A 13,747-nucleotide genomic window follows, 5' to 3' on the forward strand; every position below is an offset into this window, starting at 1 on the left:
AAAAGGTTGGTTTATTAGCTGAAATAATCATTTGATTTGCGAGTGATTATCGCTCACAAATCAAGCAATGCTGAATGGCGTCTCAATTACAGTAAAAGTTGGTCCGCGACAAAGGGGTTATGCTCGCGCTCTTCGCCAAAGGTCGACATAGGACCATGCCCAGGAATGAATTCAACCTCGGCACCTAAGGGCCACAGTTTTTCGGTGATCGAGTGAATTAAATCCTGATGATTTGATTGGGGGAAATCGGTGCGACCGATAGAACTTCGAAACAAAATATCCCCCACCCACGCCAACTTAGATTGGGCAGAGAAAAGTGCAATGTGTCCCGGCGTATGCCCAGGGCAATGCAGCACAGATAAACTTTGCTCGCCCACTTTAACAATATCACCATCCTGCAGATATTGATCCGGTTCAAAGGCATCACAATGGGGAAAACCAAAATTTTGGCTTTGCTTAGGTAAGTTATCAATCCAGAATTTATCGGCAATATGCGGGCCAATAATCGGCACATTGGCGGCTTTCGCTAAGGCTTTTGCACCACCGACATGATCGATATGCCCATGGGTAAGGAGGATTTTTTCGAGGACGAGTCCAAGTTTCGCCACTTCGTTTTGGATCCTGTCAATATTCCCGCCGGGATCCACGACCGCAGCACACTTGGTTTTTTCACACCAGATCAAGCTGCAATTTTGCTGAAAAGGTGTCACTGGAATAATCTGATACTTCATAGCTTCAATCTCGTGTTATCCATAAGCGATAGATTACGCTAAGAAACTCATCATGGCTCAAATTTGTATCCAAAAAATTGATCTTCACCAAAAGCTAATCAAATAATCCTAGCTTACGACATAAACTATTTTGTCTATACCCAAGTTAGCTGAAGATACGCGTTTCAGGTAGCCTAGGTTACTGCATCTTCAGCTTATTTGGGTATACAATCTGCCAATCACAATAACATGATCCTCTGCCATTAAGGTTGTTTGATGAAACCCGATATTATTCTCGCCGGAGTGCTGGCGAAGAAACACACTTTTACCTTGCCCCTCAACTATCAAAATCCAATTGCAGAGCAAATCCAAGTGTTTGCCAGAGAACTCTGTAGCCCAGAAAACAAAGATAAAAAACTACCTTATATCGTATTTTTTCAAGGCGGCCCTGGATTTGCGGCCATGCGTCCCGCCAGCAACAGCGGCTGGATCCGCCGCGCATTAAAAGAATATCGAGTGTTATTACTCGATCAACGTGGTACAGGCCTATCAACACCGATTAATTACCAAAGCCTGCAACACTTAGATCCCGCAGCTCAAGCGGATTATCTGAGCCATTTCAGGGCTGACAATATCATTCGTGATGCCGAAACGATTCGTGCCCAGCTTTGTCCCGCCGATAAGTGGGCGATTCTCGGCCAAAGTTTTGGGGGATTTTGCGTGTTACATTATTTAAGCGCCGCCCCTCAAGGCGTCAGCGAAGCCTATCTCACGGGTGGCATACCATCATTAACCCGTAGCAGCGACGACGTCTATCTTGCGACTTATCAACGCGTACTGGCGAAGAATAAACAATTTTTCCAACGCTTCCACGATGCTCAACATCTCGTCACTCGCTTAGCAAAACATTTGCTTGAAAATGAAGTGTATTTGGCAACGAGTGAACGCCTCACGGTTGAAATGTTGCAACTGCTGGGTATTAATATTGGAATGGAACAAGGGCCTGAATCGGTTTATTATTTGCTTGAACAAGCCTTGATCAACACGGCTTCAGGGACAGTCGTTAACCCGTTATTTTTAAATCATTTCGGTCAAATGCTCGATTACAACACTAACCCGATTTTTGCCCTGTTGCATGAGGCCATCTACTGCCAACACTCGGCTTCACAATGGTCGGCACACAGGGTTAGACAGCAATTCCCCGCCTTTAACTATCAACAAGGTAAACCGTTTTTATTCACAGGTGAGATGATATACCCATGGATGTTTGACCAATTTAGTCACTTAGTGCCGCTTAAAGCCGCGGCAGAAATCCTCGCCCATAAATCAGATTGGCCAGCACTTTACAATCTAGAGCAACTGGCACAAAACCGAGTCCCTGTTGCAGCGGCCATTTACAGTGAAGATATGTTTGTAGAGATGCAATACAGTTTAGAAACCACAAAACAAGTTGGCAGGCTAAAGTATTGGTTAACATCAGAATATGAACATAACGGCATCCGCATGGATGGAGAACGCATACTGGATAAACTCATCAGCTTAAACCGAGGCGACACCCTAAGATAAATATGAGCTTTAAGGGCTAATTAAGTTAATGCTGAGATTATATGCCTGCTCCTCATCAGTTGAGTGATTTTGGCAAGCTTTAACGACCCATTTCCGTATGAGTAAACCGTTTTGGTTTACTCTTTTTTTTTGCAAAAAATGCACTCACCTTCGGCGAGTGCATTGCCCAATAAAATAGACGACAAAGCAAAGTGACAAAATCTTAAAACTATCGCTTCATTTTAGGATAAGTAAATTCATGACATTGATTACAATAAACTTTGCTTTCTTTATGTTCTTGATGACAGTAAGTACATGGTAAATCAGAACCGTAATGTAAACTGTCATGGGGATTGGGCTCAACCGAATGCCCCGCGTCTTCAGGTCGCTTAGTCAGTTTAGCCACATCCTGAGGAGAACCATGGCAGTTAGCGCACACTGCGGCATCAGGTATGGTCTTACGCTTTACATCACCATGACAGGCAGTACAGTCGACCTGACCATTCTCACTTGTCATCACATCCTTATGATAATCCTTAATATTCATCGCATTTGTTGTTATTGGCAGCATGAACATGCAACCAAGTAAAAGTGTATATAAGGGTTTTAACATCAGACTCTTCCTATAGCGGGGCATACTGCCCCGCATAACATATTAATAATTTGCGATAAATTCAGTTGAAGTTTGGATATCAGGCGTGAATGGGCGATCTTGAGCAACAAATGGCACTTTTTCTCGGTAAGCCTTGTACATGGCTTCGGTCGCTTTACCTAAATGAAGATCTGGAGTGGCCAACTTACGTAAATCAATTGCTTGACTTGAATGCAGCAACTCTAAACCGTAGATCACACGTGTGTTGTCGACAATCTGGATCAAATTGTCCGCAGCAAGCTTCAGGTTAGTGAAAGTATCTTCAATTCCCCCCGCAATTGAAATCCCATCAAATGACACTGGGGTCGCCAACTGTTTATTACGAACCTGCATATCTACAAAAGCTTTTTGAATCGCGCCAAAAGCATGGCCATTATTACCTGGAGCACTTAAAAAGCGTGGCAGTTTAGTAAAGTGATCATCGGATAAGTGGATAGTGCGCATGACACTGTTATGGGATACATGCGTCAACGCCACGCTCAAGTTTTGTACTGCCAGTGCAACAGGCAAAGGTTCAAAGTTCGTGGTTGGGAACACACCACCTTGCCCTTCGACAATATACTTAGCAACCTGTGGAAACTTCGCATACTCATTCGATGCGCCAACAATAACTGCAGGGTTATCATCCGAATGATTTATTTGAATATTTACCACATCATTCAATTCTGCTAACGCTTGTTCAGCACTGGCTAACGTGTATGCTGTCGTTCGGTAACTGAGAGGGTCCTGCAAAGGACGTTCATCATTAAGCTGCCATAAATAACTGCCATCTAACTGTTTTAGAATGTCACTTGTGCTGGCTTTAATATAAGGGAAAGGACGAATATCATTGGTTTGTGGTAAAAATGGCGCCACGTTACCATTTAATCCCTCAAGGCTTAAACCAAATAGCGTTGGCGAGATAGAGAGTAATTGCTTGGCCTCACGGTAACCTTGCATCGCATAAGCAACTGAAAACGAATTGTTAGACAGAATTGATAGCGCATCTTTACCCATAGGCACAAGTGGTGTAATTCCGGCATCCGCCATAGCATCTTTACTGCTAACACGTTGTCCTTTGTAGAATACTTCCCACTCACCCACCATAGCTAACCCGACATGGGATGAGAGCAAAATATCCGCTTCACCTACAGTACCGTGGGCGGGGATGACTGGCGTTAACCCTTTGTTAAGGTATGCCTCATAGAGTTCAGCCACAACAGGTTGCACCCCTGTTTGTCCCGCGAGCATAGTATTTAAGCGTACCGCCAAGGCTAATCGAGTTAACCGAATCGGTGCAGCGTCACCGACTCCTGCACTATGAGCTCGAAAAGTGCTGTAGTTAAAGTTACGTGATGCCTCAAGCACTTCATCACTTAACTTGCCATTGGCATCAAATAACTTGTGATCTTTGTTCAAACCAACGCCCACAGTAAGACCATAAACAGGCTTACCTAAACGAGCAGCTTCCATCAACAAACTATTAGCTTTAACGAGTTGGGTTTTCGCTTGAGATGCAATCTTGACTTTAGCGCCATCGGCGATTGCCCATGCTTGTTCTTGCGTTAAATGTTTACCATCGAGGACAACGTGCTCCATCGCTAAAGCACTCCCAGAGAGTAGGCTTAAAGTAAGCGATGCCATCAACACTGATTTATTCATTACCATTCTCCAATACATTGTAATTTTTAATAAAAATCTAATTATGCTTGCTTAAGCACCGCCGCCTTTGCCGCGGCACAATTTCGGCCCGCGTTGCGACCAGTAACAACGCCCTCTGCGACAGCACAAGCGCCTAAACGGCTAGCACCGTGAATTCCTCCGGTTGCTTCGCCTGCGGCATACAGCCCTGGAATGGCTTGGTTGGTGACTAAATGCAGTACTTCTGATCGGGTATTCACTTTAACGCCGCCCATGCAATAGTGAACTTTTGGCCACATACGAACGGCATACCAAGGCCCTTTATCTAGCACAATGGCTTCTTGCAGAGGACGTGCGAATTCTTTATCAACACCATTTTTTACCGCTTCGTTCCAACGGGCGACTTGAGCTTTTAGTGCTTTAGCCGGCATACCATAAATAGCAGCAAGTTCATCTAAGGTTTCTGCTTTACTAATCACCTTATATTTCAGTCCCCAATCTAAGGTTTGCGCCTTACTAGCCCCTTCTGCATTAGTAAAACCAATAGGATAAACAGGCTGACCATGTTCATCACGGCGAGTCATGATGGCGTCAGCTCTCGCTTTACGATCTGCAAGTTCATTGAAAAAACGTTCACCAGTGCGCACATCCACCACAATACCGTGAGGATAGGTCGCAATCGTGTTGAACTGGGATGCGGTACCAAAGCCTTTTTCATCGGGAGATGCCCATGGGCCGAGTTGAATTTGGTCTAAATGAATAGGGTTAGCACCTAAGAGCATCATTTGCTTTAGAGCTTCTGAAGTTGCACCAGCATGATTGGTGGAATCTAAGTCGTTATTTAACTCAGGTAGTTGCATCATGCGATATTCAATATCGCGACCAAAGCCCCCCGTTGCCATAACAACACCACGGCGCGCGCCAATGCGACGTATTTTACCGGTTCGCTCATTAGGGAAATAAAAACCTTCACGAACTTCGACCCCAATCACGCGACCATCGAGATCTTTCACAAAGCTTTCGAGCTTGGTCTGATTTCTCATCACCACGCCTTTATCTCTCGCGGCGTTAATCAGCGGTCTGATAATACCTGCCCCTGAACTTTCAACGGTTTGCAAGACTCGTTGTATTGAGTGTCCACCAAAATGCTGCACAAAAGGTTTCCACTTAACCCCATGTTCAATCAACCACTGACAGGATTCAGCCGTGCCATTACACACCAGTTTTAACATCTCAACATCGTTCATGCCCCGACCTGCTCGCATCATATCGGCGACCATTTCATCGACAGAATCATTAATTCCGGCCTGTTTTTGCAACTCAGAGCCCGCCACAGCCATGGCACCGCCATTGATTGTTGAGTTACCGCCAAAGACAGGCATCTTGTCCACAACCATCACACTGACACCGACTTCCCTTGCTTGTAATGCTGCAGACATACCAGCAAAGCCGCTGCCGACGACCAGCACATCTACAATCTCGTCGAATGCTTCAGGAACAGCATCGCAACTTGCTGTTGCAGGTAAGGCTATTGCAGCCCCAAAGCCCGCAGCCATCACAGCCCCACCTTTTAGCAACTGCCGACGGCCCGTATCAATATCTTGAGTTTTACTCATGCTTACTTCCTTCAATAATGGCTGGAACTTGTCAGCATGGAAGTGCATGCGCTGTGCCAAGCACCTAAAAAGAGGTAATTAAGTGGGGAACTTTGATTGGAGGCACGGAATCACGAAATATAAAGATCTACAATCACGATACTTAATGATTAACATGAAATATCAATGGAAAAACACTTTTATCACGAATCGACACTGAGATTATGCAGTAGCCTACAACTCGAAAAGTCCCTGCAAAGTTACTTCGAGTTTATTCGGGATGAACTGCCTATTGATGGGCTATTTATTAATATTTTTCGCAAACAATTTAATGACATACAATTTATAGCTCATGTCAATGCTAACCAATCATGTACCTTAGATAGGCAAATATCTATCCCTGAAGAACTGGCTAAGTGCTTAGATGATCCTCAACGCCCACGCGTGAGAATTGTTAATGATATTGAGCACGACCCAATCACAGCTTTAGTTGCGCCTAAGGTGATCAGTGGTATTCGTTCGCTGATCATTTTGAGAATGTCTATCGAAAATACCCACCTTGGGATAGTCGGATTTTATGCCAAAACGACAGGCGTTTTTCGCCCTCGTCATGCTGATTTAATTGCTCCGCATATGCATGCATTAGCCTTGATCACTGCACTAAATCTACGCGGACGTAATTTACTTAAAGAAAATGAAGCACTCTCAAAGCAGAATGTGAGTCTTCGCAGAACACTGGATGTCCAGAATGGCGTAGTGGGAGCCAATTCAGGCTTGAAACACGTCATGCAGCAAGTGCAATCTATTGCCAAGATTAATACAACCGTCCTGATGCTGGGTGAAACGGGATGTGGTAAAGAAGTGATAGCCAACGCTATTCACGAACTTTCTGAACGTTCAGATAAGCCCTTTATCAAGGTCAACTGCGGCGCCATTCCAGATACTTTGATTGACTCCGAACTCTTTGGTTATGAAAAAGGGGCATTTACTGGGGCTGAGTCCCGTAAAATTGGCTACTTCGAACAAGCCAATGGCGGCACTATCTTCCTCGATGAAATTGGTGAGCTACCACTATCCGCACAGGTTCGATTACTCCGTGTACTTCAAAATAGCAGTATTACCCGTGTGGGTGGGCATGATGCTGTACAGCTTGATATTCGTATAGTGGCTGCCACTCATAGAAATTTACAAGCTATGATACACAGAGAAGTGTTTCGGGAGGATCTTTGGTATCGCTTAGCTATATTCCCTATTGAAATCCCTTCATTAAGACAAAGACGTACAGACATTCCTTTACTCGTACAGCATTTTATCGAGCAACTGAGTTCAAAGTTCAACCTGCCTCAATTGCCAAGAGTTGCACCGGAACAATTGAATATTCTGAATCAATACGCTTGGCCAGGAAATGTCCGAGAACTCATTAACGTGCTCGAACGGGCGATAATACAACAACCTTCAGGACCGTTAGATTTTGGCTTCCTTGCTCCACATCAGGGTGAGGAAATTACGACCCAAGCAAATCAAACCGTTATCATAGATCCAAACTATGCGAGTGATAAACTTGTGCCCCTTGATGTTATGACCAGAAAATACATTAGTCATGCACTGCGGATTACAGGTGGGAAACTCTATGGTCCAGGAGGTGCGGCTGAGTTATTGGACATCAATGCTAATACGCTGCGTAGCAAAATGAAGAAACTGGGGATTGTGTAATCTTTCAAGGCTAACGAGTGCGCTATAACAAAAATAGAAAGCATCGGTTAACAAAGTGCATAAATAACAAAGGTCACATAAGTGACCTTTGAAAAATTAATGATAACCATAGGATCTAGAAGAAATAACGGATTCCCACCGCATAGTTGTTATCTTGTAGATCTTCATAGGCTTTATCATCCATACTGCTGAAATCTATTTTGGCCTCAACGTACATAATTGTGTCGCGGCTATAGCGATAATGCAGACCTAACACTGCAAATTGGCGTGTCCATTTTCCTTGGATCGCAGTATCTACATCGGTATCAAGATCTTGATATGTCAGTAATACAGTTGGAACGAAACCATTATCATACTGATAAGCAACAATAAACTCTGCTCCAGTTGAATCATATAAATCTCCGCCCACTAATTCGTTTTGCTCACTCTTATGGGCGTTAAAACCTACGTATAAACCGTCAGCATCACGACCTGGAGCATATTGATAGAAACTACCGTATTGGGCGCCAATACCAATAATTTGATTAGTGTTATCAACCTCTTGGCCTGCAAGGTTTCCGGTAAAATCACCACGATTAAATCCCGCTAGCACTTTAAATTTATCAGTAAAGTTGTAAGTTACACTTGCACCGTAGCTAGGTTCGAAACTCAATTCGGAACCATCATTCAAGGGAGCACCACTGCCATCATACAAGGCAACATCGCTATTTTGTTTAGAGGCATACTGCACTGCGACATGTAGATTACCAAAAGTATTACGATATTGCAGCGCAGCATCGGCACGTCCTGCACCTGTTAAACCACCGTCACCGAAGGTATAGGCCCCCACTGACCACCCCGTAAAAGCATTGAGCACATCGGTTGTGTAAGCAACATCATAGTAAGCCCCCCATTGCTTACCAAAACTGATCTTTCCCCATTTCTCATGGGACATCCCTACATAACCCAATCGATTGAATAAAAAATCTGAATTTTTAGATGCAGATAACTGACCGCCACCTTGGCCTTGCGTGTATATAAGGCCGTCATCACTGGTCACCATATTGATACCCCATTCCGTATGGGCAAAGGAGCTCCAGCCATTTTTCTCTTGACGGTCGAAACGAAAACCAACACGAGAAAAATTATCTATAACGGAAGTTTCATGACCATCATTTAACGCGGCAAAACCTAACCAACCTATCATGTTAACGCTGTTAGTTTGGTCATTATACAACTCAACGGCTTGAGCAGTTCCCATTAACAATAAGCTTGGGATCATCAAAGCGAGCAATGTCTTTTTCATTTCATCTACCTTTAAATTCAGCGAAACCACATATAATCACATGATTTATTTAATATATTATTTTCCCCAATCAATACTAAGCAGGTTATATGCCACCGGGAGGAAAAGCTGAAAATCAAGGTGTTTTTTAGATACGGATCAGGCAATCTCGAAATATCGTGATTATCGGTTGTTAAATACCGTTAGATAAATTAAATGTCGTTATTACATCAAGAGACAATAACGACATATATGCAACAAGTGTGTCATTACACTGCTGTTGTAGATTTGCGGCTATTAGAAGCTGAACGACTGGTTGATCGAGTTACCGAACTTTTGGAACTGGTCTTTTGGGAAGCATATTTGTTGGAACCATTGTTTTTTGTTGTACCTATACCTTTCGCTGAACTTGATTTTTTAGAGTACGACTTACGATAACCGAATTTATTACTTGCCGTTTTACGATAACCTTGGCCTTGTAAACCATTAAGCGCGGTTGGCAGTTGTGCGCCTGCATTCTGGATAAGCGTGGATAAGGTGCCGAGCAGTGGCTGCATAAAGGCTTGATAAGAGGTTTCTTTATGGCAAATGCCATTCAGACTCGCTTCCCAAAGCGCTGTCATATCCGGCGTAGTCGCACTCGCGGGCAAGCTGTTAATCAATCCTTTCCCCACGTCTGTCGAGACAATAGATTTACCTAAGCGCTGTAAAAAACCGCGTTTGAACAGCAATTCGATAATACCTGCACGGGTAGCCTCTGTACCTAATCCGTCGGTTTCTTTAAGAATTTTACGGATCTCAGGATCGGTCACATAACGGCTAATACCCGTCATAGCTCCGAGTAAAGTGGCATCGGTAAAGGCCTTTGGTGGTTGAGTATTTTTCTCCAACAATTCGCCTCGAGTACAATGCAAAGCCTGTCCCAATTTCAAAGGCGGTAATTGGCCGATAAACTCGTCATTCTCCTCATCGTCCTTACCTGCGCTTTCTTCCGTCGACTTGTTGCCACTCGCCTTACTGCCATTTGGCTCTTGGCGGGCAAAGAGTTGCTTCCAGCCGAGGGATTTATCCTGACGCGCCTTGGTATTAAATAAGCCACCCTCGATTGTCACTTGCACTGTGGTTTCACTGTAACAATAAGCCGGATAAAACTGGGCTAAGTACTGGCGAGCAACATGAAGATATAACTGCCTCTCACGCTGACTCAAGCTAGATAAGTTAGCCGTCTTCTCTGTGGGGACGATTGCGTGATGGGCGTCCACTTTTTTATCATCCCATGCTTTAGATTTAAGACGGGGATCGGGTGCATCAGCACCTTGCAATAACTCAGCAGCACCGTTACTGATCGCCTTAAGTACCGAAGGCGCAAGGTTATGTTGCTCAACGGGTAAATAACGACTGTCGGAGCGTGGGTAAGTAATGAGTTTATGACGTTCATACAAACTTTGGCAGGTATCGAGCACATCCTTAGCACTCATACCAAACCGTTTGGCCGCATCAATCTGTAACGCGGATAAGCTGTAGGGCAATGGTGGATTCTGTTTCTTGTCCTTAGCCACTAATTGAGTGACAAAAGCGGGTTTATCACTGATGCGACTCACCACATTTTGCGCTAACCCTCTCACTAACACTCGTCCTTCTTCATCCATATAAGGCTGACAAGCTTCGCTAGGTTGCCACTTGGCGCTGAAGGTTTCTTGCTTCTCGGTCGCCAAATGCGCCAGTACTTCATAAAAAGGCTTAGATTGAAAGTGGGCAATCTCTTCATCACGGCGCACCACTAGCCCAAGCAATGGCGTTTGTACTCGGCCGACGGATAACACGCCTTGATAACCGACCTTTTTACCTTGGATGGTGTACGCACGCGTCATATTCATGCCATAGAGCCAATCGGCACGACTGCGAGCTAAGGCCGATGTGGATAAAGGAATAAACTCGCGATTGCTGCGTAGCTGCGTTAGAGCCCGTTTTACAGCTTGTGGGTTTAAGTCACTGATCAGTAAACGCTGGGTTTGATGTAGCTTGTCCCCCGTCACGCCAAGATAGGCAATCACTTCATCCACGAGTAACTGCCCTTCGCGGTCGGGATCGCCCGCGTTAACCAGCGTGTTGGCTTGTTTGACTAATCGTTTTAGCACTGTGAGTTGGCTGCGGGTTGCGGCCTTAGGTTTTAGTTGCCACTTGTCTGGCACTATTGGCAAATGCTCGAATTTCCAAGACTTAAATTCGGGATTATAGGCATCAGGTTCTGCTTGCTCGAGCAAGTGACCAACGCACCAAGACACACAATCGCCATTGGCGGCTTCGATAAATCCATCGCCTTTTTTATGGGGTTTAGGCAATACATCGGCAATGGCCCGCCCTAGGCTAGGTTTTTCTGCGATATAGAGAATCATACAAACACCAAGTACTGGATATAATTACAGTACAATTTAGCCCAAACGCCAGTTGAGTGCAAATTTCTGTAGTAAACCGAGCTTAAATGTAAAAGCTTAAGTGTAAATTCAATTGCGAATGATTCTCAACAAGACATAAGATACACTAAATAACTAAGGAGTGACTATGAGACAGTTTGCAATAAATGCGCGACAGGCTATGACAATAACTCCAGCATCAATATTAAGATTCAATCAGTTATTGATATTCCATAGCTTAATGTTACTCGCAATAAGCATGCTCACCAGTACCTGGCTGGGACAAATGAAAATCATCGATATGCCGTTAGCATGGGGATTCATTCTCGTCATTCCTATTGCTGTGAGTTTATCTCTATTACTCAGCCATCAAATCACGCGCCATAGCTTAAGCAGCTTATTCGGCGTGTGGATGCTACTTTGGGTAATGGGATAACTGACATTCATAATAAATCACTACCGTATTTCGAGTTAACTCGCCCCTCTGCTCTATTTATCCATGCTAAAACTCAATTTCAAAACACATTGGTTTCAAATATTTAACACTTTAACTATGAAGCTCCCTAAAAAATAGTTATGTTGAGTATCTTGGATATTTACAAAAAATGTCTTAATCAAAAGTGAATGTCCTAACTCAACATCTGTTGAATAACCGTAAACCTAAAAACTCTGCTAAAACAACACAATAAAGGAATCGGAGTCTATGAATGAGATTGTCAACGCGATCAATAGTGTAATTTGGAGCCCTGCACTTATTTTTCTTTGCCTAGGTGTCGGGCTCTATTTCTCCCTTCGCACTCGATTTTTACAGCTGCGCCATCTGCCAGAAATGATCCGCCTGATGTTTGATGGTAAGAGTACTGATGCGGGAGTGTCGTCTTTTCAAGCACTCGCGATGACATTAGCGGGCCGAGTCGGTACAGGTAACATTGCAGGGGTTGCCACAGCAATCACCTTTGGTGGTCCTGGCGCTTTATTTTGGATGTGGATGGTTGCCTTTCTCGGTGCCAGCTCCGCTTTCGTTGAATCTACCTTAGGTCAAGTCTATAAAGAAAAAATCAATGGCGAGTATCGTGGTGGGCCTGCTTTTTATATTGAAAAAGGCTTAGGCATGAAATGGTATGCATGGGTATTTGCAATTGCGACCATATTTGCTTGCGGGATCCTGCTGCCGGGCGTACAAGCTAACTCGATTGGTTCAAGTTTAAAAACCGCTTTCAACATAGATCCTAATGTGACTGCAGCCATACTGGCTATGCTTCTTGGCTTTATCATTTTTGGCGGTGTAAAACGTATCGCTCACTTTGCCAGTGCCGTCGTCCCCTTTATGGCACTGGGTTACATCATAGTGGCTTGTGTCATCATAGCGCTAAATATTGGCCAGCTACCGGGTATTTTATGGTTAATTATCAAAAGTGCCTTTGGCTTTGATGCGGGTTTTGGTGCCATTTTAGGCTTAGCCATCATGTGGGGGGTAAAGCGGGGTATTTACTCCAACGAAGCGGGTCAAGGTACAGCGCCACATGCCTCATCTGCAGCGGCGGTAAGCCATCCAGCCAAACAAGGGTTAGTTCAAGCTTTTTCTGTGTATATCGACACCTTATTCGTTTGCTCTGCAACAGGTTTCATGCTGCTCATTACAGGACTGTATAATGTTCAGGGCCCAGACGGTGCGGCGCTCTATACCGGCATTGCCGGAGTCGCTGCAGGACCAGGCTACGTACAAACGGCAATGGAAAGTATGATGCCAGGATTTGGCAATATCTTTGTGGCTATCGCACTGTTCTTCTTCGCCTTTACGACCATAGTGGCTTATTACTACATTGCCGAGACCAACATTGCCTATATTAACCGTAAAGTAAATCATCCTTGGTTCATGGTCGTTCTCAAAGTCGTGATCATTGGCTCAACCGTATACGGCACAGTTAAAACGGCTGATATGGCTTGGGGAATGGGTGACATTGGTGTCGGACTCATGGCATGGCTCAATATTATTGCCATTATTCTATTAAGGAAAACCGCATTCACTTGCCTTAAAGATTATGAATCACAGCAAGCACTCGGCATAGAGCCACTTTTCGACCCGGTAAAACTGGGGATTAAAAATGCGGATTACTGGGTTGAACGTAAGCACGCTGAAGAAAATGTAATGACTGAAACAGCGCAACGCATAAATACGTAGACGTTATCACGATGATCCGTTAAGCAAATATAAGCCATTAAAAAGCCAGTGA

At 44.3% G+C, this 13,747-nt stretch carries 10 protein-coding genes; 4 read left to right on the top strand and 6 right to left on the bottom strand.

All coding sequences use genetic code 11. The features are described from left to right. Positions 1-86 precede the first annotated feature (86 nt). Positions 87-731, bottom strand: a complete 645-nt coding sequence (locus L5M49_RS11545) for an MBL fold metallo-hydrolase (RefSeq protein WP_113940724.1) — start codon at positions 729-731, stop codon at positions 87-89. Positions 732-986: 255 nt separating this feature from the next. Between L5M49_RS11545 and L5M49_RS11550 the strand changes: the two genes are divergently transcribed. Next, positions 987-2,276 (top strand): alpha/beta hydrolase, encoded by a 1,290-nt coding sequence (locus L5M49_RS11550; protein WP_263266111.1) that lies wholly within the window; start codon positions 987-989, stop codon positions 2,274-2,276. A gap of 208 nt (positions 2,277-2,484) precedes the next feature. Here L5M49_RS11550 and L5M49_RS11555 read toward each other — a convergent pair whose 3' ends face one another. Genes L5M49_RS11555 through L5M49_RS11565 form a run of 3 tightly spaced genes read right to left on the bottom strand, consistent with a single transcriptional unit; the run spans position 2,485 to position 6,143 of the window. Continuing rightward, positions 2,485-2,868, bottom strand: coding sequence for a cytochrome c3 family protein (locus L5M49_RS11555; RefSeq protein ID WP_173244080.1), 384 nt, complete (start codon positions 2,866-2,868; stop codon positions 2,485-2,487). Positions 2,869-2,910: 42 nt separating this feature from the next. Then, entirely contained in the window at positions 2,911-4,548 is a 1,638-nt protein-coding gene (hutH, locus tag L5M49_RS11560; RefSeq protein WP_263175612.1) for a histidine ammonia-lyase, read from the bottom strand. 41 nt (positions 4,549-4,589) lie between these two features. Next, a complete protein-coding gene (locus L5M49_RS11565) occupies positions 4,590-6,143 on the bottom strand; it encodes a flavocytochrome c (protein WP_263146242.1) in 1,554 nt (517 codons plus the stop codon). Positions 6,144-6,308: 165 nt separating this feature from the next. Between L5M49_RS11565 and L5M49_RS11570 the strand changes: the two genes are divergently transcribed. After that, the gene (locus tag L5M49_RS11570; RefSeq protein ID WP_263266112.1) at positions 6,309-7,835 is read left to right on the top strand and encodes a sigma-54 interaction domain-containing protein; all 1,527 of its coding nucleotides are present in this window, start codon (positions 6,309-6,311) and stop codon (positions 7,833-7,835) included. A 115-nt stretch (positions 7,836-7,950) separates the two neighbouring features. Here L5M49_RS11570 and L5M49_RS11575 read toward each other — a convergent pair whose 3' ends face one another. Beyond that, the gene (locus L5M49_RS11575) at positions 7,951-9,120 is read right to left on the bottom strand and encodes a porin (protein ID WP_263146239.1); all 1,170 of its coding nucleotides are present in this window, start codon (positions 9,118-9,120) and stop codon (positions 7,951-7,953) included. A 248-nt stretch (positions 9,121-9,368) separates the two neighbouring features. Then, positions 9,369-11,495 carry a DNA topoisomerase III gene (locus L5M49_RS11580; protein ID WP_263266113.1) on the bottom strand — a complete coding sequence of 709 codons (2,127 nt, stop codon included), beginning with the start codon at positions 11,493-11,495 and terminating at the stop codon, positions 9,369-9,371. Positions 11,496-11,661: 166 nt separating this feature from the next. On the opposite strand from L5M49_RS11580, the gene L5M49_RS11585 reads away from it, so the two are divergent. After that, positions 11,662-11,949 carry a hypothetical protein gene (locus tag L5M49_RS11585; protein WP_263266114.1) on the top strand — a complete coding sequence of 96 codons (288 nt, stop codon included), beginning with the start codon at positions 11,662-11,664 and terminating at the stop codon, positions 11,947-11,949. 267 nt (positions 11,950-12,216) lie between these two features. Next, on the top strand, positions 12,217-13,695 hold the full coding sequence (locus L5M49_RS11590; RefSeq protein WP_105252099.1) for an alanine/glycine:cation symporter family protein: 1,479 nt from the start codon (positions 12,217-12,219) through the stop codon (positions 13,693-13,695). Positions 13,696-13,747: the final 52 nt, after the last annotated feature.

This window comes from Shewanella sp. SM74 (genome assembly GCF_025653725.1).
GTDB lineage: Bacteria > Pseudomonadota > Gammaproteobacteria > Enterobacterales > Shewanellaceae > Shewanella > Shewanella oncorhynchi.